At 38.9% G+C, this 18,275-nt stretch carries 19 protein-coding genes; 14 read left to right on the plus strand and 5 right to left on the minus strand.

The window, feature by feature from the left end:
• Positions 1-104: 104 nt before the first annotated feature.
• Together panB and clpP are read left to right on the plus strand one after the other, a co-directional pair.
• Positions 105-878: a 3-methyl-2-oxobutanoate hydroxymethyltransferase gene (gene panB / locus IQ264_RS14570; protein ID WP_193981513.1), complete on the plus strand. Its 774-nt coding sequence runs from the start codon at positions 105-107 to the stop codon at positions 876-878.
• Between the two features lie 527 nt (positions 879-1,405).
• Positions 1,406-2,044, plus strand: a complete 639-nt coding sequence (clpP, locus tag IQ264_RS14575) for an ATP-dependent Clp endopeptidase proteolytic subunit ClpP (protein WP_322744694.1) — start codon at positions 1,406-1,408, stop codon at positions 2,042-2,044.
• A 116-nt stretch (positions 2,045-2,160) separates the two neighbouring features.
• On the opposite strand, the gene IQ264_RS14580 is transcribed toward clpP, so the two are convergent.
• Entirely contained in the window at positions 2,161-3,009 is an 849-nt protein-coding gene (locus IQ264_RS14580) for a hypothetical protein (RefSeq protein WP_193981515.1), read from the minus strand.
• Between the two features lie 674 nt (positions 3,010-3,683).
• Between IQ264_RS14580 and IQ264_RS14585 the strand changes: the two genes are divergently transcribed.
• From IQ264_RS14585 to purU, 4 genes are all read left to right on the plus strand, one after another.
• On the plus strand, positions 3,684-6,026 hold the full coding sequence (locus tag IQ264_RS14585) for a ribonuclease R family protein (RefSeq protein WP_193981516.1): 2,343 nt from the start codon (positions 3,684-3,686) through the stop codon (positions 6,024-6,026).
• A gap of 232 nt (positions 6,027-6,258) precedes the next feature.
• The gene (locus IQ264_RS14590) at positions 6,259-6,912 is read left to right on the plus strand and encodes a flavin prenyltransferase UbiX (RefSeq protein ID WP_193981517.1); all 654 of its coding nucleotides are present in this window, start codon (positions 6,259-6,261) and stop codon (positions 6,910-6,912) included.
• 132 nt (positions 6,913-7,044) lie between these two features.
• Entirely contained in the window at positions 7,045-7,791 is a 747-nt protein-coding gene (locus IQ264_RS14595) for a LapA family protein (RefSeq protein ID WP_193981518.1), read from the plus strand.
• Positions 7,792-7,875: 84 nt separating this feature from the next.
• Entirely contained in the window at positions 7,876-8,730 is an 855-nt protein-coding gene (gene purU / locus IQ264_RS14600) for a formyltetrahydrofolate deformylase (protein WP_193981519.1), read from the plus strand.
• A gap of 70 nt (positions 8,731-8,800) precedes the next feature.
• Here the strand turns inward: purU and IQ264_RS14605 are convergent, their stop codons facing one another.
• Positions 8,801-9,271, minus strand: a complete 471-nt coding sequence (locus tag IQ264_RS14605; protein ID WP_193981520.1) for an ABA4-like family protein — start codon at positions 9,269-9,271, stop codon at positions 8,801-8,803.
• Positions 9,272-9,502: 231 nt separating this feature from the next.
• Between IQ264_RS14605 and IQ264_RS14610 the strand changes: the two genes are divergently transcribed.
• Positions 9,503-9,712: a hypothetical protein gene (locus tag IQ264_RS14610; RefSeq protein WP_193981521.1), complete on the plus strand. Its 210-nt coding sequence runs from the start codon at positions 9,503-9,505 to the stop codon at positions 9,710-9,712.
• 76 nt (positions 9,713-9,788) lie between these two features.
• On the opposite strand, the gene IQ264_RS14615 is transcribed toward IQ264_RS14610, so the two are convergent.
• Both IQ264_RS14615 and IQ264_RS14620 read right to left on the minus strand, forming a co-directional pair.
• Positions 9,789-10,214: a DUF4112 domain-containing protein gene (locus tag IQ264_RS14615; RefSeq protein ID WP_228061542.1), complete on the minus strand. Its 426-nt coding sequence runs from the start codon at positions 10,212-10,214 to the stop codon at positions 9,789-9,791.
• Between the two features lie 100 nt (positions 10,215-10,314).
• Entirely contained in the window at positions 10,315-10,605 is a 291-nt protein-coding gene (locus IQ264_RS14620) for a YkvA family protein (protein ID WP_193981522.1), read from the minus strand.
• Positions 10,606-10,789: 184 nt separating this feature from the next.
• Here IQ264_RS14620 and IQ264_RS14625 point away from each other — a divergent pair, with 184 nt between their 5' ends.
• The gene (locus tag IQ264_RS14625) at positions 10,790-11,956 is read left to right on the plus strand and encodes a pyridoxal phosphate-dependent aminotransferase (RefSeq protein WP_228061543.1); all 1,167 of its coding nucleotides are present in this window, start codon (positions 10,790-10,792) and stop codon (positions 11,954-11,956) included.
• A 14-nt stretch (positions 11,957-11,970) separates the two neighbouring features.
• Positions 11,971-12,576 (plus strand): class I SAM-dependent methyltransferase, encoded by a 606-nt coding sequence (locus tag IQ264_RS14630; RefSeq protein WP_193981523.1) that lies wholly within the window; start codon positions 11,971-11,973, stop codon positions 12,574-12,576.
• A 365-nt stretch (positions 12,577-12,941) separates the two neighbouring features.
• On the opposite strand, the gene IQ264_RS14635 is transcribed toward IQ264_RS14630, so the two are convergent.
• Positions 12,942-13,133 (minus strand): hypothetical protein, encoded by a 192-nt coding sequence (locus tag IQ264_RS14635; protein WP_193981524.1) that lies wholly within the window; start codon positions 13,131-13,133, stop codon positions 12,942-12,944.
• Positions 13,134-13,485: 352 nt separating this feature from the next.
• Here IQ264_RS14635 and IQ264_RS14640 point away from each other — a divergent pair, with 352 nt between their 5' ends.
• From IQ264_RS14640 to IQ264_RS14660, 5 genes are all read left to right on the plus strand, one after another.
• Entirely contained in the window at positions 13,486-14,982 is a 1,497-nt protein-coding gene (locus IQ264_RS14640) for an NB-ARC domain-containing protein (protein WP_228061544.1), read from the plus strand.
• 11 nt (positions 14,983-14,993) lie between these two features.
• Entirely contained in the window at positions 14,994-15,560 is a 567-nt protein-coding gene (locus tag IQ264_RS14645; protein WP_322744693.1) for a shikimate kinase, read from the plus strand.
• A gap of 95 nt (positions 15,561-15,655) precedes the next feature.
• Positions 15,656-16,564 (plus strand): acetylglutamate kinase, encoded by a 909-nt coding sequence (argB, locus tag IQ264_RS14650; protein WP_193981525.1) that lies wholly within the window; start codon positions 15,656-15,658, stop codon positions 16,562-16,564.
• 157 nt (positions 16,565-16,721) lie between these two features.
• On the plus strand, positions 16,722-17,246 hold the full coding sequence (locus IQ264_RS14655; RefSeq protein ID WP_193981526.1) for a hypothetical protein: 525 nt from the start codon (positions 16,722-16,724) through the stop codon (positions 17,244-17,246).
• Between the two features lie 30 nt (positions 17,247-17,276).
• Positions 17,277-18,080, plus strand: a complete 804-nt coding sequence (locus tag IQ264_RS14660) for a DUF3153 domain-containing protein (RefSeq protein WP_193981527.1) — start codon at positions 17,277-17,279, stop codon at positions 18,078-18,080.
• Positions 18,081-18,275 lie beyond the last annotated feature (195 nt).

Raw genomic sequence — 18,275 nt, forward strand, 5'->3', positions numbered from 1 at the left:
GATGGGGAGATGGGGAGATGGGGGAAACTCAAAACTCAAAACTCAAAACTCAAAACTTTGTTAATTCCTAACTCAAAACTCAAAACTCAAAACTTTTATTTCTAATGGCAGTCACAGTTCAGCAATTAATTCAATATAAACAGCAAGGTCGTTCAATTATAACGCTCACAGCTTGGGACTATGCGATCGCTCAATTGTTGGATTTAGCTGGGGTAGATATGATTTTAGTTGGTGATTCTTTGGCAATGGTGGCATTAGGTTATGAAACGACATTGCCAATTACTCTTGAAGAAATGATTCATCATGCTAAAGCGGTTCGTCGGGGTGTAAAACAAGCTTTGGTAGTTTGCGATTTGCCATTTTTAAGTTATCAAGAAAGTCCGCAACAAGCGATGCGATCGGCTGGAAGAATTCTGAAGGAAACGGGAGTGCAAGCGGTAAAATTGGAGGGAGGATATCCTGCGATCGCGCAAACGGTATCCTACTTAGTTGAAGCAGGAATTCCTGTGTTAGGCCATGTTGGTTTAACACCGCAGTCCGTACATAAATTAGGATACCGAAAACAAGGGAAAAGTGCCGAAGAAGGAGAGCGAATTTTTCAGGAAGCGATCGCCTTAGAAGCAGCAGGAGCTTTTGCTATAGTATTAGAGCATATTCCGGGAGAATTAGCATTAAGAATTACCGAAAAACTTTCTATTCCTACCATTGGAATTGGCGCAGGCGTTCACTGTGATGGACAAGTTTTAGTCACTGCGGATATGTTGGGAATGACTCTCAAACAACCACCTTTTGCCAAAGCTTATGTAAATTTGCAAGAAATAATTTCTCAAGCAGTACAAAATTATAGCAACGAAGTCAGAGAGCGAAAATTTCCTTGAAGTTTGACAAATGTGTTGGCAAAACTTTAATAATAAACCTAGATTAATTGTAAGTCTGTTGTAACGACTTCAGTCGTTTCCTTCCCAAAGTGAAGGAATGAAGTCCTCACAACGAACCATGTTTGTTGTAACGACTTCAGTCGTTTCCTTCCCAAAGTGAAGGACTAAAGTCCTCACAACGAACCATGTTTGTTGTAACGACTTCAGTCGTTTCCTTCCCAAAGTGAAGGACTAAAGTCCTCACAACGAACCATGTTTGTTGTAACGACTTCAGTCGTTTCCTTCCCAAAGTGAAGGACTAAAGTCCTCACAACGAACCATGTTTGTTGTAACGACTTCAGTCGTTTCCTTCCCAAAGTGAAGGACTAAAGTCCTCACAACGAACCATGTTTGTTGTAACGACTTCAGTCGTTTCCTTCTCAAAGTGAAGGACTAAAGTCCTCACAACGAACCTATCACCAGTCCCTAGAGCGCCAGTCCCTCTTTCGGTTATCCACACAGAGCGCGTTACCCAACAAACCGATAAAATCAAATTAAGAAAATTAACAAGAAAGCAGGCTCAGATGATTCCTACCGTTATTGAACAGTCTGGTCGTGGTGAACGCGCCTTTGATATTTACTCCCGACTCTTGCGGGAGAGAATCATCTTCTTAGGTAAACAAATTGACTCAGACTTGGCTAACCTAATTGTGGCTCAGTTGCTTTATTTAGACTCCGACGACCCGGAAAAACCTGTCTACATTTATATAAATTCTCCGGGTGGTTCGGTAACGGCAGGCATGGGTATTTACGATACCATGAAGCAAATCCGTCCAGAAGTCTACACTGTTTGTACTGGATTGGCTGCCAGTATGGGTGCATTTTTGCTGAGTGCTGGTACTAAAGGAAAGCGGATGAGTTTACCTCATTCTCGGATTATGATTCACCAACCTTTAGGTGGCGCACAAGGTCAAGCAACTGATATTGAAATTCAGGCCAAGGAAATTTTATACCACAAACGTCGCTTGAATGAAATGTTAGCAGAGCACACAGGTCAGCCTTTAGAGCGTATTGAAGTAGACACAGAAAGAGACTTCTTTATGTCAGCACATGAAGCTCAAGAATATGGTTTGATTGACCAAGTGATCGATCGCACTGCTGCTGGTAGCAAGCCTGTAGCTGTTTAGTTTTAATACAATGTCTAATCCTTGATGTGGCTTTAACCACCACCAAAATTTTTAATTTGGTTGTTGCCAATTGGTGGGGGTTGAAGCCTCTATCTATATTTACCTTTCTGCCTTCTTCAAATGGGGTTGGGTTGAGCTTCTAGGTATTCTAGAAAATCTTCCAACTCTTGTGGTTCGAGGTCGTTACGAGTTTTTTTACCGTAGGTACGTAACAGATGATCGCTTCCTTGTTTTTTCGTCCAACCTAAGCGTTTAATTTGAACGTTGGTACGAGCAATTAAATCAGAGAAATCATCGGGACTGTTATCTTCAATTATTTCGGTAGATTGACTGCTGATTTGATGCTCGAATTCTGGGGGTGATGCGATCGCCATTTCTGGCTCGTGACGACGGGAAGCAATTGGTGTTACTTTACTAAACGTAACAGGTGGTTCGCTTTCATCAGCAAAAGAATTTAGTGGCGTTAGCTTGGGCGTTTCCACAAAGCGATTTGCTTTGCGCTCTGAGAATGAGGAATCGGACTTTTCTTGTGTATCTTCTGTAACTTCCAGATGAGATTTTGCCGGATTAGTTGTTACTTTATCAATTGAAAAAGTGGTTCTTTCCGGCAATGATGAGTCTAAATGGCCTTGATTTGACCAAGTAGGATCTGTAATAGCTTGTCCGACATGGGGAGTTTCCGGTTTTTCTGAAGAAAAAAGAGAAGGTTTGGAATATTCAGGAGAAACCGGACGTTCTGTTGTTTCAGTATGTCCCCAAGACAAATGAATTCCCATGAGTTCCAGCGCTCGAATTCTGGCTTGGTCTTCGGCTAATTCAATAGAATCAGCAATTGCCATCCCAGTTGCTTTAGTGACACCATCAATTTGAACTAAGGCACGAACGACAAATTTGCCGTTATAAATTGTTAATAATTCTGAAATCAGACTGCCTGTGGGATAACGAACACGAAATTGTGCAAACATAGTTGTTAATATCCTGCTTCAAACATTGAGCATAGCTATTTTCTTCACGACCGCTCTAAACCTACAATAGTGAAAGGATTGTTTATCCGCACGCTATCAAACCGACACGCTTAATTGTTGAAGCACCGACCGTGCTTTACCGCTAACACGCTACTAATCGCGATTGCGCGTCAAGCAGCGCAAAGCGATCGCCAATTAGAAGCAGATTCAAGGCTCTGCACTGGGTCTAGAGGCGATTGATCACCGGAAAAAACTCGCGTGTAACAGCGTAAAGGTGGCTCAAAGCATGGAAATCGGGCGCACCAGCAACGCGATAGAACATACAGAGGGATGCCCTTGGTGAGATCACATACATGAGTAAAGCATCTTGGGGTCAAATTTGGGAACAGCTTTTCGGACTTTTCCCATTAAATGACATCATCTCACTATCAGTATGTACTGCATCTACCCTTCCTTTGTATCTGGCAAAGAGATGGCCTAAGTTTAGCGCAATTCTCTTAAGATTGGGGTTTAGTGTTTAACAATTTTGGATTGAGAAATTATCTGATTTTCGATTTGACTGAGCAATTGTAAATAATCTAAAGTCGGCAATTTAAAATCTAGAATTGATTAAGCGTGGAGTGATAGTGAGGCGAAAACACGAATAAATTGAGACGCTAAGGACTAGTCGCTACATGGAATTTTCAATCGCTACATTACTTTCTAATTTTCCCGATGAAAAATTGGTAGCTGCCAAAGTGTTGGAGAAAAAACTGGGTTGTACTGATGAACCTAGTTTACGTAGACTACAAATTGTCTTGGATGCCCTAGAAAAAGTTGGTATTTTAGTCAAGGAACGAGGCAAGTATCGACGAGTTTTTGAACCGGGAATAGTAGAAGCAAAACTCCGCTGTTCTAGCAAAGGCTTTTGTTTCGCGATTCAAAATGTTGAAGGGGCAGCTGATATTTACGTGCGAGAAAGTCATCTGAGTACGGCTTGGAATGGCGATCGCGTTTTGGTAAAAATTACCAAAGAAGGCAACCGCAGGCGGAGTCCCGAAGGGGAAGTCAAATTAATTTTAGAACGTGCCAATCCCAGCGTGTTAGCTAGGATAAAACAAGGCATGGATAATACGGGAAAAGTAATTTACAAAGCTGTTCCTTTAGACGATCGCTTATTGTTTGAACTGGATTTAGTCACCAATGGTGATGATTTAAGTGCAGCGATCGATCATCTAGTACACGCAGAAATTGTTCGCTATCCTTTAGCATCTTACCCTCCCCTTGGTCGAGTCGCCCAAGTCCTTGGTAGTGATGCTGAAGCAGCTGCCGATATTGATATCGTATGTTGTAAACACGACCTGCCCCGGAAATTTTCTGCAACGGTACTCTCATCACTGGAAAAATTTTCCCACAAAGTTACCAAAACAACATTAAAAAATCGCCTTGATTTACGTCATTTAATTACTTTAACTGTAGTTCCAGCAGCAGGCGGTTATATTGACCCAAAAACTTTACTGGTAGAACAAGCTTTTACCTTGGAAAAAATTGAGGGTGATTTATGGCGAGTAGGGATTCACATTGCCGATATCGCCAATTATGTACCATCTGATTCTCCTCTGGATCGAGAAGCAAAAAGACGTGGTAGATCGGTGCATTTAGGTGATACAGTATTGCCGATGTTGCCTGAACCTTTGCTGGCTCATTGTTCCCTATTACCAGGACAAAATCATTTAGCTATTTCGGTGTTACTCTCTTTATCTAGTGACGGCGCAGTGGTGGAATTTGAGATTCAAAGGTCTGTAATTCAAGTAGACTTTCAATTAACTGAATCTCAGGCACAGGATATTCTCTTGCGTCATCATACAAATTTAGATTTGCAGCAAGCTGACTTAGAAGAATTGTCTCCGGTTTTTGCTACTCTCGATCAACTATTTGTCTTGAGTCAAAGCATTAAAGAAAAACGACTGGAGAGGGGAAGTTTTGAATTAAATTTGCCTTATGAAGGAAACCAATTTAATGATGAGGGAATAGCTGAAGCTGCGATCGCTCTACCGAATCACCCGGCTCAATCAATGGTCAGGGAATTAATGATTTTAGTTAATCAAAAGCTAGGGAGTCATTTAGTAGCTTTGGGTGTACCTAGTATTTACCGAGTGCAAGCAGCACCCGATCCAGATGATGCAGTTGAATTGCATAAGTTGGCAAGTAATTTGGAAATAGATTTGCAACTAGAAAATGAAGATGTTGTCACACCTTTTGATTTCCAAAAATATATTGAGGATTTTTCTCAATCTAAAGCCGAAAAGGTGTTGAACTCTTTGTTGCAATCAACTTTAAGACCATCTGTTTACAGCACTACTTCTGGTTCTCATTTTAGTTTGGCCTTGTCAGGTGGCTATACTCATTTTGTTTCTCCAGCAAGACGTTATGCAGATTTAACAGTGCAAAAAATACTTATGTTAGTATTTGATGAAGGACGCGATCGCCGCAGTACTCGCGTTAAAGAAAAAGTGGATTTACATCATAGTTCTTGTCACGGACAAATTAATTGGAATGTTTTGCCACCCAATGTTCAACAAGAATTAGAAGAGCAATTGGCATCATTAATTGTGCCACTAAATGAACGAGAAAAAGAGGTACAAGAAGCAGAAACAGATTTAGCAGGGTTGAAAAAAGCCGAACTGATGAAAGAACGCACAGGAGAAATTTTCCAAGGCGTAATTACAGGCGTTCAATCTTATGGTTTCTTTGTGGAAATGGAAGTATCAGTGGGTAATGGTACGCTTTTTTATCCCGAAGGTTTGGTTCATGTATCATCATTAAAAGATGATTGGTATGAGTACCGCTCTCGGCAAGAAGCACTAGTGGGACGCAAAAACCGCAAGCAATATCGGTTAGGCGATCGCGTAGAAGTGCAAGTAAAAAGTGTAGACTATTACCGTCAGCAGATAGATTTAGTAACTGTCGGCAGTGAGATTAATCTTGATGATGTTGACCGAGATGATTATCCATTTCCCAGTTTTGATGATGAGTAAGTTTAGTAGTCATCAGTCAACCAATTTTAGATTTTAGATTTGGGATTTTTGATTCACTCTATCCATTTTTGGGATAAAGCTTAAGGATTCAAGATTTTAGATTGATTCCGCCCAGTCTTAGGTGGGGACTAAAGCAATATAAAATCGAAAATCTAAAATCTAAAATCTAAAATTCCCAGTAGTCAAGAGATTAACCAATAACAAATAACCAGTGACAAATAATAAATGACTAATGACGAAACCTTTAATTTTGGGAATTTCTGGGGCATCAGGCTTAATTTATGCTGTCCGGGCTTTAAAATTTTTGCTTGAAGCTGATTTGAGCGTCGAACTAGTAGCATCTAAATCTACTTACATGGTTTGGCAGGCAGAACAAAACATCCGGCTCCCTGGCGAACCAGCACAACAAGAACAATTTTGGCGCGAACAAGCAGGAGTATCAACTCAAGGAAAATTACGTTGTCACCCTTGGGGCGATGTGGGCGCAAATATTGCCAGCGGTTCTTACCGCACTCTGGGAATGATTATCATGCCCTGTAGCATGAGTACAGTAGCAAAGTTAGCAACAGGTTTAAGTTCCGACCTTTTGGAACGAGCAGCAGATGTCCAACTCAAAGAAGGTCGTAAACTGGTATTAGTTCCCCGTGAAACTCCTTTTAGCTTAATTCACCTGCGTAACCTAACCAGTTTAGCGGAAGCAGGAGCCAGAATTGTTCCAGCTATTCCCGCTTGGTATCACAATCCCCAAACTATTGAAGATTTGGTAGATTTTGTAGTAGCCCGTGCTTTAGATCAATTAGATATTGATTGTGTTCCTTTGGAGCGTTGGCAGGGAGCGAGGGGACAAGGGGACAAGGGGATAAGGGGACAAGGGGAAGTTTATTAACTCAAAACTTAACCAGGATTTATTGATTTACATGATAATCAGGATTAATCAAGAAATCTGGTAAATCTGTAAATCCAGGTCAAACTTTCTTCCTAACTCAAAACTCAGAACTCAAAACTAAAAACTTAAAAAATGGCTGTTCGCATCGTACTACTACTAATGGCTCTCGGAGGGTTGACAGTATTTGCCCTCCAGAATTCTATATCTCTGAGGCTGGTATTTTTGGGGATAAAAACCCAGGCGCTACCCTTGGGATTTTGGATATTAGCGGCGGTTGTAGCGGGAGTACTGACAGCTTTAGTTGTAGCTTGGTTGTTAGAAATAATTAATTCTTGGGGCAATGCTAAATTACTATCTCGAATTCGCCAGTTAGAGGCAGAAAAAGGTAGTTATCAAGGGCAAAGTCGAGAATCTGCTGCTTCAACATCTAATAGTTATTCTTATTCGGCGGCGAGTAGTTATGCCAGTGCTGCTAACACTTCTCCAACGGATTCTCGGAGTAATGAAGAGTGGGAAGAAGAGGATGAGGAAGAAGATTCTAATTATGATAGCTCTGATTCTAATGTGGCGAGTGATGTGAGCGATCGCAATTACGAAGCCAAACAAGAACCAACAACTAGTTATCGTTCCGGTTCAGTTTATTCTTATGGCTACAAAAATCCTAGCGATTCCGCAGTAGGGAGAACAGAATCAGTTTATGATGCAGAATATCGGGTAATTACTCCACCTTATCGTCCTTTAGATACAGAGGAAGAAGATAAAACCCCTGAACCTTCATCAACTAATCAACAGAACAATGATGATGACGAAGATTGGGGTTTTGATGATGACGAAGATTGGGATTTTGATGACAAAGATAAAAATCCTCGATCCCGATAATAAGTTAAAAAATCATTTAGTTGTTGCTATTTGAACTGTATATTTTGAAGTAATGATTCATCTTTTTAAATTGTTAAATAGCTTATGACTAGCCCAACTGCAACCTTGCTGATTTCTTGTCCCGATCAAAAGGGATTGGTAGCTAAATTTGCTAACTTTATCTACTCCAATGGTGGCAATATTATCCATGCCGATCAGCATACAGATTTTGCAGCAGGGCTATTTTTAACGAGGATTGAATGGCAATTAGCAGGATTCAATTTACCCAGGGAAATAATTGGAGCAGCATTTAATGCGATCGCCACACCCTTACAAGCTAGCTGGCAATTACATTTCTCTGATACAGTTCCCAGAATTGCCATTTGGGTAAGTCGGCAAGACCATTGTTTATATGATTTAATTTGGCGACATAAAGCTAAAGAATTTCCCGCCGAAATTACTTTAATTATTAGTAATCACCCTGACTTACAGGAAATAGCCGACCAATTTGGCATTGATTATCATCATATCCCAATTAATAAAGATAACAAAATTGAGCAAGAAACAGAACAATTAGAATTATTGCAAAAATATCAAATAGATTTGGTTGTTCTAGCCAAATATATGCAAATTCTCAGCCAGGATTTTGTCAGCAAATTCCCTAAAATTATTAACATTCATCACTCATTTTTACCTGCATTTGTTGGCGCAAATCCTTATCATCAAGCTTACCAAAGAGGCGTAAAAATTATCGGTGCTACTGCTCATTATGTCACCGCAGATTTAGATGCAGGGCCAATTATTGAACAGGATGTAGTAAAAGTTAGTCACCGAGATGATGTTAATGATTTAATTCGTAAAGGTAAAGATTTAGAAAGAGTAGTTTTAGCGAGAGCAGTTCGATCTCATTTACAAAACCGTGTATTAGTTTACGGCAACAGAACAGTAGTTTTTGAATAAAAAAATAATACGTAGGGTGCGTATAGCCTGCGGCATTTAAGAAAAGCGACAGCGTAACGCACCATAAAGTTTATTCTTGTGCTTGTGGCGAGGAAGAATTAGACAAAGAAACATCCTCCTTTGGAGAGAAAAATTTCTGTTTTATCCAAGTAGTAAAAATGTGAGAAAGTAACCCCAAAGGGCCAGCAAACAAACAGAGTAAAATAGAATGAGTCGTGAAAATCCCTGTTTTTTGTCCTTCCCAATAAATCCATCTCCCCACAAACAAATCCATCACCAAAAAGTGAGTCCATCCAGTTGCAGCTGCTCTTTCATCGGCAAAAAAGCGAGCAATATCTACTAATTGAGGATTAGCTAATGCTTGAGCAGATTCTGCGGTAATTGTACCTGTGAGTAAGTACAAATACAATCCAGCTAAAACTACAAACGGGATGTAAGATTCCATGACTCGCCTGGTAATACTCCAGTTCGGTAAAAGAATCATCAGAGTCCAAAAGGGTAAAACAAACAGGTTAGAGAGATTAAACAGTTGCGTCAGCATTAAAATAGAAAAAACTAGGTTTAACAATTCTTAGTCATCTTACCTGGTATTCCCAGAAAATTGTATCTTGTAGAATAACCCGGACGCAGGATGCCAATTGTTTTAAGATAAGTAAAGCTAGTTTTATCACTCACCTGATTAACAAAGAGGTTAATAATTAATGGAATCAGCTTTCAGCTGATTCTAATGTTTTGTCACATCCCAAAGGAGACTGGCAAGGGAATGATTCGTATGTCTTTAATTAATTTAGTTATTTCCTTAATTTTAGGAATGGCTGCTTTTTGGACTTATTGTGAAGCAAAAGCAGAACCGCCCACTAACGAGATTGTTTGTGCTTGCGCTGTGGTCATTTTTCTGCTCAGTTTCGTTTGGTTTGTGGTTAGCGCACCCTGGGTTTTAAATCTTGCCCTATTGATCGCGTTACTGACTGTTGGTAAATAGCGTTTTAGTAAATTATTTAACTTATAAAGAGGTGAATCATCCGAATTGGGCATGAAATTCACCTCTCATCAAAGGGTTATTTAGTTGTTAAAGTTGGCTCTTTTGTTTGAGTAATTACAGAATTGATTTGCTCAGTTGTTTCTGGATCATCAATTCCTAGATGTTTCTCCAAAAGTGCTAAGTTGCGAATATTAGATTTATAGCAAGCATCGAATAAGTCACCTACTAAAGGTACAGTACCTACGGCTGCTTCTAATGCCACGTTAAAGATCATTTGTCTAAAGATTTGTGGGGGAAGGTGGAAGCGAGCAGCTAAATAAATTAAATAAGCAGAAAAGGCGGTGCTGACTAGATCTCCAGCACCTGGAACCAAACCAATAATGGGGTCTAATCCAAAGCGGAAACCTATAATAGGAATGCGAAAAGCACTATCCATTAAATAGGTGAATTTGCGAATGCGGTTAAGGGTAGCAATACGTTGGACAGCGTTCATGGTGTTCATGTTTTGATTTTGATGCGATCGCCTTAATTAATCTTCTACCCCCAGAAAGATCGATTTTTCCCTCTTAGGGGGTAGCACCGACAAAGATAAATTAATGTTGCTACTTAGTTACTGGAACTGCATCCACTTCTATAGTATTAGGGACAGAATTCGACTCTTGTTGTTTATTCTTTTTCCGCGCTTCTAGTAACATTTGCGAAACTTCTGTTACTAACAAGGTGGCAACTACAGTATCATCAATCCAGCCAATTATGGGAAATACATCAGGAGAAATATCCACAGGGCCGACTAAATATAACAAGGTGCCAAGGACTATCAACCAACGATATTTAGAATTGCGAATAGTTTGACGGTACCAGTTATATACGTTCTCAACGATAGTTTTTTTCATGGCTAACTTTTTTCTCTCTTTGCCCTTTGAGTTAACAAGATCATCTTCTCTAATTGGCAAAAGATTTACGAGTGAAGATTGCCGCTAGTCTGGTAGTATAAATCCCATCCCGGAAAACCGAATAATATTGCAGGGTTTACCGAATCATTTAAAATTATTAATTAACTAACTTTACCAAATACTAATGAAACCCGAAATTGAAAGAATGCAAGCTGTGCAGTCACCAATTATTCCTGTGGTTGGTGAGTTAATTCGCAGTTCTCCGGGAACTATTTCTTTGGGGCAAGGTGTGGTATATTATGGCCCTCCACCGGAAGCGGCAGAACAAATTTCTCTATTTCTAACGGAACCGCAAAATCATAAATACCAAGCTGTCCAAGGTATTAGTCCTTTGTTAGAGGCAATTACTACTAAGTTGTCAGCAGAAAATCAAATTCAAATCGATCGGAATAACTGTATTGTGGTGACTGCTGGTAGCAATATGGGGTTTATGAATGCGATTTTGGCTATTGCTAATCCGGGGGATGAAATAATTTTGCAAACGCCTTATTATTTTAATCATGAAATGGCGATCGCAATGGCTAGTTGTCGTCCAGTATTGGTGAGAACTGATGAAAACTACCAATTGCTTCCAGATGCGATCGAATCAGCTATTACTAATAAAACTAAAGCTGTAGTTACAATTTCTCCAAATAACCCCACTGGTGCTGTTTACCCACAAGAAACACTACAAGCAGTCAATGAAATTTGTCGGCAAAGGGGAATTTATCATATTAGCGATGAAGCTTACGAATATTTTACTTACAATGGAGTCAAGCATTTTTCCCCCGCCGCAATTCCCCAAAGTAGTGACTATACAATTTCTCTCTTTTCTCTTTCTAAAGCTTATGGTTTTGCTTCTTGGCGCATTGGATATATGGTAATTCCGCAACATTTATTAGTGCCAATAAAGAAGATTCAAGATACTATATTAATTTGTGCGCCTGTGATTTCTCAGTATGCAGCTTTAGGTGCTCTACAAGCAGGAGTTAAGTACTGTCAAGAAAAACTAAAAGCAATTACAAAAGTGCGCGAAATCGTGCTTCAGGAATTGCAAAATATTTCAGACTTATGTATAATTCCTCCTGCTGATGGTGCGTTTTATTTCTTGCTAAAGATTCAAACTGATCTAGGTGCAATGGAATTAGTAGAACGTTTGATTCGTGAGTATAAAGTAGCAGTAATTCCAGGGACAACTTTTGGTATAGATGATGGTTGTTATCTGCGTGTTGCTTACGGCGCATTGCAAGCAGAAACAGTGCAAGCAGGTATCAGTAGATTAGTGAAAGGTTTAAAAGATATTTTGTCTTAAATTCAGGAGGAATTATGAATCAAGAACGAACATTTCCTAATTGGGAACAGTTATATCAAGAACAAACTGTTGAGTCTATGCCTTGGTTTAATGCTAATTTAGACCCAGACATAGAAAAAACTTTAACAAAGTTAAATTTAACTACAGGAAATGTATTAGATATTGGCACTGGCCCTGGTACGCAAGCAATAATTTTAGCAGAAAGAGGTTTTGAAGTTACTGCTACCGATCTTTCGGAAACAGCAATTCAAAAAGCCGCTGCTAAAGTGCAAGGAAAAGGATTAAACATTAACTGGCAACAAGATGATATTCTTAATAGTAAGCTGCAAGGAGATTTTGATTTAATTATTGATCGCGGTTGTTTTCACGTCTTACCCCCAGAAAGTAGAGAAAAGTACGTTGATTTAGTCTATGATTTGCTTAAACCGACAGCTTATTTATTGTTAAAATGCTTTTGTTATTTGGAAGCTAGGGAGGGTGGGCCATATAAATTTAAGCCAGAACAGATCCGGGAAATTTTTGGGACTAAACTACAAATAGTTTCTATTGAAGAAACAGTTTATTACGGTAATTTAGACCCCCATCCTTTAGCTTTATTTAGTACTATGCAAAAAGCTTGAACATTCTTGAGTATTAATTTATCAGGCTTTGCTAAATAGCCAATGGTGAAAATTTCAGCCACTTAATTGATTATTTTAGCTTTAATGTGTTTGGGGAAAAGGCGATCGAGTTTTATAAAGCTGCACTTGGTATAATTTTCACCTGAAAAAAACTTTGTTCGTCTGATATCGGTGAAAAATAAAATTTTTGTATGATTAACTAACTAGTTTAATCATATTACCTAACAATTAACACAGCTTTCAAAACTCGTCAATTTTTGTTCGTCTAACTTTCTCGCGAAGGGCTAGAACTGCTAAATTACTTAACTTCACGTTACCCCTGATAGATAGCTATCCCACATTAGCCATTCAGCATTGCTACGAATCTAAGAACAAATTAACTCACGAGACTCTTGCTTAACTTGACCAGACATAGCTGCAAATTGCAGTTTCATGAAAGCATCAAGGTCTTCCATGTCATACTTATTTTTTAACAAATGCCGCAGTTGTTCTTCTGCTGCAACACTAAGATAACCAGATTTAAGAGCTTGTTGAACTACTTCACGAATCAGGTACATGGTAATCACCCATACAAAATTTCAGATTCAAATTAAATGCGGTAAAAACACTGAACTACAACAAGTCATCACAGGTAAAACACAGGTTAAATTCTTGCAAAGCTTGCAGCACTAAAGACTTTGCTAGTAAGCTCATTAGATGAGTTAGCTATAGACTATATATTACTTAGTTTTGCTGACTACCTTACCGTGAATTCATAAATTTTTCATGAACTTTTCATGAAGTTAATATTAAGTCATAGTTAATGAATCCGTTACTTTACTGATGTTAGTAATTCTGTTAATGTTTACAATTAAATTGATAAACAACGCTAAAAGCTAGCAAAATGTTAAATAAACGTTAATTTTCTTAATGATGTTATTTACATTAAAACCAGTGCAATCAGGGGAATTTATAGAAGCTGCCTATAATTGGAAGCTTGAGAAATTATATGTAGACCTTGCTTCAGCTAAAAATAAAGGACTAACACCTGTAGAAAAGAAAATTCTTCGCGGATTACTTTGTGGTTATAGTCCTCGAGAAATAGCAGATATTATTTATCAAAGTTCTAGTAGTAGTTCAGTAAGAGTTTACCTTTCCAATGGCTTGTATAAATACATTGAAGTAATGCTGTATTCCCAAACTAGCCAACAGATAAAAATTAGCCATTGGAGTCGGGTAACGAAACTTTTAGAAGAAGCTGGTTATAAATTAGCTTCAACTTTACCACAGCCAGTCGCGCCAACCTCGATCGAGGAAAGCGATCGACCAGAAGTTAGGCAAACTTTTGACTGGGGAGAAGCAGTTGATGTCAGTATCTTTTATGGGAGAGAGAAAGAATTAGTTCAATTACAAAATTGGATTATTAAAGATCGTTGTCGTTTAGTGTCTCTGCTTGGTATGGGTGGAATCGGTAAAACCACTTTATCGATAAAATTAGCAGAACAGGTACAGGATAATTTTAAATATTTGATTTGGCGATCGCTAAATCATGCACCACGACTACAAGAACTTTTAGCTGATTTGCTACAATTCTTAGCCCAAGAGGAAAGCAGTCAATTCATTTTAGCAGAAACTACCCTAGAGAGAACGGCTCAATTATTAGAGTTTTTCCGAAAATACCGTTGTTTACTAGTATTAGATAACGTGGATGCCTTGTTAAAACCCCATGCTTACGTAGGAAATTTTCGCCCCGAATATGAAGAATATCGAGAATTTTTTCAGAAAATTGGCGCAGTATTGCATCAAAGTTGCTTGGTGTTAACTAGTCGAGAAAAACTCAAAGAAGTAGCGGCTATTGAAGGCGTAAATCTACCTGTACGATCCTTAGAATTAAAAGGTTTAAGTGAAGTAGATTGTCAAGAAATAATTAAAGCTAAAGGAGTAACTTGTTCTGAGTATGAATGGCGTTTACTAATTAACCGCTATGCAGGTAATCCTTTAGCATTGAAAATTGTATTAACCACAATTTTAGAATTATTTGATGGGAAAGTTTCCCAGTTTTTAAAGCACAATCTTTTGGTTTTTGGGGGAGTGCGACAGTTGATAGAAGAACAATTAACTCGCCTTTGTGAAACCGAAAAGCAAGTATTGTACTGGTTAGCCGTTAAACAAGATATTTTATTGTTATCAGAAACGACAGAAGAAGCAATGCCCCCAGGAATGACTAAAGGAGAGTTATGGGAAACGCTGGAATCCTTGGTTAGGCGATCGCTAATTTACAAACATACTACTAGTTTCAAACTGCTACCAATATTTAAAGAATATCTCAATCAACAACTGAGCAAACAAAATAACCTCCAGACAGAGGTCATTCCCAACCCAAATCCAGGTAAACTAAGTAGCAGTACTAACGTAAATGAAACTTAGAACCTCAACGAGTGAACAATATTCTCAAAGACATAAGTATTTATTTAATTGGCATGATGGGTGCTGGGAAAACCACTGTCGGAAAATTACTAGCGCAGGAACTAGGTTACAGCCGTTTTTTTGACACCGACGCTTTAATCGAACAGTTAGCGAAGGGTCAAAGCATTAACGAAATTTTTACAACCGTTGGGGAAGAAACCTTCCGAGATTGGGAAACTCAAGTTTTAGCAGAACTCTCCACCTACAAAAAAACCGTAATTTCCACAGGTGGGGGCATAGTCCTGCGACAAAAAAATTGGAGTTATTTGCGGCATGGTTTGATCGTCTGGTTAGATGTATCAGTAGAATTACTGTTAGAGCGCTTGACAGAGGACAACAACCGACCCCTGTTAAAGGATGTTGACCTTAAGAAAAAGCTGCAAACTCTTCTAGAGCAAAGACAATCACTTTACAATCAAGCTGACTTACGCATTACAGTTCAACCCCAAGAAACACCCGAACAAGTAACAAAACGTATCTTAGAGGCAATTCCTTTGGTCTTAAAACCACCAGCCGTTACTCCCGCCTATTTTAATTGATGAAAAAACTCTAAACTGTCGCCATTGACATCTTTTTTGAAGTACAAACTCATCTAAACTGCATCTAAAACCTTTTGAGATCACAAAACAAGCTCATGGTTAAAGAACTCGATTATACTCAGACTAATGATGATGCGACTCGCGTGCGAGTACTCAGCGAAGCATTACCTTACATTCAACAATTTGCTGGGCGTACTGTGGTCATTAAGTACGGTGGCGCAGCCATGAAAGATAGTTCGCTTAAAGACAAGGTAATGCGCGATATTGTCTTTTTATCCTGTGTCGGCTTGCGTCTAGTTGTCGTGCATGGTGGAGGGCCAGAAATTAATTCTTGGCTGGATAAACTAGGAATAGAACCACAGTTCAAAAATGGTCTGCGAGTTACAGATGCAGCCACAATGGAAGTTGTGGAAATGGTTTTGGTTGGTAAGGTAAATAAAGAAATTGTCACTTTAATTAATCAAGCTGGTGGTTTAGCAATTGGTTTGTGTGGCAAAGATGGTAATTTGATCAAAGCACGTCCCGAAGGTCAAGAAGGAATTGGCTTTGTGGGAGAAGTGAGTGCGGTAAATATTAGCGTCTTAGATTCTTTACTCAAAAGTGGATACATTCCTGTAGTTTCCAGTGTTGCCGCTGATGAAACTGGACAAGCTTATAATATTAATGCCGATACTGTAGCGGGAGAATTGGCAGCAGCTTTAGGCGCAGAAAAGTTAATTTTACTAACAGATACTGCGGGAATTTTAAAAGATTACAAAGACCCTTCTACCTTGATTACGAAAATGGATATTCAAGAAGCAAGGGCTTTGATTTCTTCTGGTGTTGTTGGTGGGGGAATGATTCCTAAAGTGAATTGTTGCGTGCGGAGTTTGGCTCAGGGTGTTCGCGCCACTCATATTGTAGATGGTCGTGTTCCCCATGCGTTATTGTTAGAAATTCTCTCTGATGCGGGGATTGGTTCAATGATTGTTGCTTCTGAGTTTATGAATAGTCGAGGTATGTAATTAGTTGCGATCGATTAGTTAAATCTCACTGTCTACTAAAACTTTTTGCAGAAGCTAATCGATTTTTGATCCCCCTAAATGCTGTTGACCGGGAAACTGGAAAAGGTATACTTTCTTCATAATGGGGGATCTTTAAATATTTAGAAAAAGTTAAGTTATGAGTGGAGAAACTTTAGAGGCTGTTAAGGAACAATACCAGGTTGGTAAGGCTGCTTTTGAACGCGGTCAATATCGCCAGTCGGTAGAATTTTTGCAAAAGGCTAGTGCTTTGGTCGATCGCAATACCCGCTTTGGTGGCGAGGTGCAAATTTGGTTAGTTATTGCTTATGAAGCAGCCGATCGAAGGCAAGAAGCGATCGCTCTTTGCAAACAATTAGACCGCCATCCCAGTTACGACATTCGCCAACAAAGTCGCCGCTTACTCTATATTTTAGAGGCTCCCCAATTGAATCGTCGCCCAGAATGGCTGACCCAAATTCCCGACCTGGGTGCGATCGCTGATAATGAAAGTAAAACTCGTTTAGGTAATGCTGCGACTTCTGGAAAATCTTCCTCTCGTTCTGTTTCTCCGCCAGAACCTGTAGACTTGAGTCAGGTAAATACAAAAGATAATCGGTTTATTTGGGTAGCTTTGATTGGCGTTCTGTTAATATTGGGTAGCTTAGTTTGGTGGGGATTTTAAAGTTTTATCGTTAAAAGGAATAGGGAAAAAGTGAAGGCTCAAAAACTTAAGAAAAAAAATAAGCTTTTCGGAATTATCCCCTTGATTTTGTGTATTTTAACTTTCCTGACTGGCTGCGTCCAGTATGATGTGGGAGTTAATTTTGCTGGCGCTCACAAAGGTGAAATTGTCCAAAAGATTAAGTTGGGAGAACGGCTAAAAAGTTTCAGTAATGAAACAGTTGATGAATGGTTAAAGAGTATCGAAAGTCGGGCTAAAAACTTAGAAGGAAAAGTGCAAAAGGTTTCTGAACAAGAATTAATTGTGACGATTCCTTTTAATAATGGCAAGGAGTTAGAGGAAAAGTATAACAAGTTTTTCAATCCAATTGAAAAACAAAAAACTCAAAATGTAGCTAATCAGGATGGAGATTTGCCAGAGTTGAAATCTGAGTTGAAGTTACAGCAAGGTAATTTTTTGTTTTGGATACGCAATCATTTGATTTATGATTTGGATTTGCGATCGCTTTCCCTAACTTCTCCCAATAGTAACATTACAATCGATCCAGGTTCCTTATTACAGTTAGAATTCCGCCTGAATACTCCCGCAGTAGCGCGAACCATCATTAAAGGCGAAAATGACCTGACTCCCGAAATTCAAGCCAAAGGAAAACAATTAGTTTGGGAATTACAACCGGGAAAAATTAATCATTTAGAAGCAATTTTTTGGCTTCCTAGTCCTTTGGGAATAGGCGCTTTTTTAATTGTTTTGTTTGTACTAGCCGGAAGATTTGTGAAATATCAAATATTAACTAATCCTGCTAAAGCTAAACCAGCAAAAATCGCTCAAACTTAACTTACTAAAAGCGGTGAATAGATCTTTTTGTTCTCTGCGGTTTCATTTAAAGTTAATTTATTAACCACAGATGAAACACAGGTGAACACAGATGATGGAATTTAGATATAAGTCAAAGGAAAGGGTAATTTTCCCTTTTACCTTTGACGTTCTGTAGGCAAAAGTTGTTTTCTGTCATGAATTGTTTACTTTTGA

The sequence above is a fragment of the [Phormidium] sp. LEGE 05292 genome (assembly GCF_015207735.1).
Lineage (GTDB): Bacteria > Cyanobacteriota > Cyanobacteriia > Cyanobacteriales > Aerosakkonemataceae > Floridanema.

Coding starts and splice junctions, on each gene's coding strand:
- panB (WP_193981513.1), top strand. CDS start 105: ATGGCAGTCACAGTTCAGCAATTAATTCAATATAAACAGCAAGGTCGT.
- IQ264_RS14580 (WP_193981515.1), bottom strand. CDS start 3,009: ATGTTTGCACAATTTCGTGTTCGTTATCCCACAGGCAGTCTGATTTCA.
- IQ264_RS14585 (WP_193981516.1), top strand. CDS start 3,684: ATGGAATTTTCAATCGCTACATTACTTTCTAATTTTCCCGATGAAAAA.
- IQ264_RS14590 (WP_193981517.1), top strand. CDS start 6,259: ATGACGAAACCTTTAATTTTGGGAATTTCTGGGGCATCAGGCTTAATT.
- IQ264_RS14595 (WP_193981518.1), top strand. CDS start 7,045: ATGGCTGTTCGCATCGTACTACTACTAATGGCTCTCGGAGGGTTGACA.
- purU (WP_193981519.1), top strand. CDS start 7,876: ATGACTAGCCCAACTGCAACCTTGCTGATTTCTTGTCCCGATCAAAAG.
- IQ264_RS14605 (WP_193981520.1), bottom strand. CDS start 9,271: ATGCTGACGCAACTGTTTAATCTCTCTAACCTGTTTGTTTTACCCTTT.
- IQ264_RS14610 (WP_193981521.1), top strand. CDS start 9,503: ATGTCTTTAATTAATTTAGTTATTTCCTTAATTTTAGGAATGGCTGCT.
- IQ264_RS14615 (WP_228061542.1), bottom strand. CDS start 10,214: ATGAACACCATGAACGCTGTCCAACGTATTGCTACCCTTAACCGCATT.
- IQ264_RS14620 (WP_193981522.1), bottom strand. CDS start 10,605: ATGAAAAAAACTATCGTTGAGAACGTATATAACTGGTACCGTCAAACT.
- IQ264_RS14625 (WP_228061543.1), top strand. CDS start 10,790: ATGAAACCCGAAATTGAAAGAATGCAAGCTGTGCAGTCACCAATTATT.
- IQ264_RS14630 (WP_193981523.1), top strand. CDS start 11,971: ATGAATCAAGAACGAACATTTCCTAATTGGGAACAGTTATATCAAGAA.
- IQ264_RS14635 (WP_193981524.1), bottom strand. CDS start 13,133: ATGTACCTGATTCGTGAAGTAGTTCAACAAGCTCTTAAATCTGGTTAT.
- IQ264_RS14640 (WP_228061544.1), top strand. CDS start 13,486: ATGATGTTATTTACATTAAAACCAGTGCAATCAGGGGAATTTATAGAA.
- argB (WP_193981525.1), top strand. CDS start 15,656: ATGGTTAAAGAACTCGATTATACTCAGACTAATGATGATGCGACTCGC.
- IQ264_RS14655 (WP_193981526.1), top strand. CDS start 16,722: ATGAGTGGAGAAACTTTAGAGGCTGTTAAGGAACAATACCAGGTTGGT.